Source organism: Acinetobacter sp. Colony158 (assembly GCF_019264745.1).
Taxonomy (GTDB): Bacteria; Pseudomonadota; Gammaproteobacteria; order Pseudomonadales; family Moraxellaceae; genus Acinetobacter; species Acinetobacter ursingii.
Window position 1 is genome coordinate 1,098,206 of sequence record NZ_CP078523.1, and the last position, 1,284, is coordinate 1,099,489.

At 37.9% G+C, this 1,284-nt stretch carries 1 protein-coding gene and 1 pseudogene; both read right to left on the reverse strand.

Going from position 1 to position 1,284, the window contains the following annotated elements; all coding sequences use genetic code 11:
- Window positions 1-337, reverse strand: a pseudogene (locus JR005_RS04265) (glucose-6-phosphate isomerase); the annotation flags it as partial.
- On the reverse strand, window positions 334-1,284 hold a 951-nt coding region (locus JR005_RS04270; RefSeq protein ID WP_228731748.1), incomplete at its 5' end, for a nucleotide sugar dehydrogenase. The pseudogene JR005_RS04265 and the gene JR005_RS04270, both read right to left, overlap by 4 nt.

A 1,284-nucleotide genomic window follows, 5' to 3' on the forward strand; every position in this document is an offset into this window, starting at 1 on the left:
GCACCGTATTTTTAGGTAATCGCAATGCCCAATGCATCGCAGCACGCTGCTCAGTATAATTAATGGTTTCTTCTGAAAATAAGCGTTTTATCCATTCATCCAAGTTCTTAGATTCAGCCCATGCCACTAAAGACTGTATTACCTCCTGATTGACTCGATGCTTACTAAAATCGAAAGTCAAATCATCACAACCCAATGAAAACTGCTCAAATCGATCATTTTGTTGTTCAAATAATTGATTTAGATGCATGTCTTGCATCTTCTCAGCAAGAGATTGAAGTTGTATTACTGCTGATTGTTTATTTTGCTTTGGAAATTTTTCAATATTTTCATTCATAGTCGACCAACACCTTCATAGGCGAAACCCTGAGCTTTTACAAAATCAGGATCGTAAAGATTACGTCCATCCAGAATAAGGGGATGACGCATTGTTTGCTGTAGTTTTTTATAATCAGGACTGTAATATTGTTTCCATGCGGTAATCACACAAAGTGCATCTGCATTTTGCACTACATCATAAGCATCCAGACTCAAAATCAAATCATCTCGCTCACCGTACATTTTATAAATTTCTTGTAAAGCCTGTGGATCATGCAGTTTCACCTTAGCACCTTGCGCCCATAATGCAGCCAACATTGCATGAATCGGAGAATTATGGATGCTAGAAGTATTTTCTTTAAATGCTGCACCCCAAATTGCAATCGTTTTACCTTTTAAATCAGAGTGGTAATAATTCCAGAGCTTTCGAAACAAAATTTCTTTTTGCTGCTCGTTAATTTCCCAGACCTGTTGCAACAAGCGACTTTTCGCGCCAGTCTTTGAAACTTCGCTCGACAAAGTTAAAATGTCGTGCGAGAAATTTTCACCACCAAAACCAATTCCAGCCGATAAATAGGCTGAACCAATACGGGTATCTGCGCCCATTCCCTGTTTTACATTAGCAATATCAATCCCTAATTTTTCAGCAACCAAAGCCAAATCATTCATGTAGCTAATTCGTGTTGCTAACATGCCTGAAATACTCAATTTAGTAAATTCAGCATCCAGAATCGGCATAAATAAATATTGATTTTGATAGCGAAAAAAGGGACGAAGGAGTTCTTCCATCATCAATTTGGCAGCTTCTGCCTCTGCTCCAATAATGACGTGTTTGACATTTAGAACACTATTAATCGCATTACCTTCCTGAATGACATCAGGAAAATATACCCAGTCATCATTCGGTAAAATTGCTTTAAGTTTATCCGTTCCATGCAAACCAAAAGTTGAACCATTCACCATCAA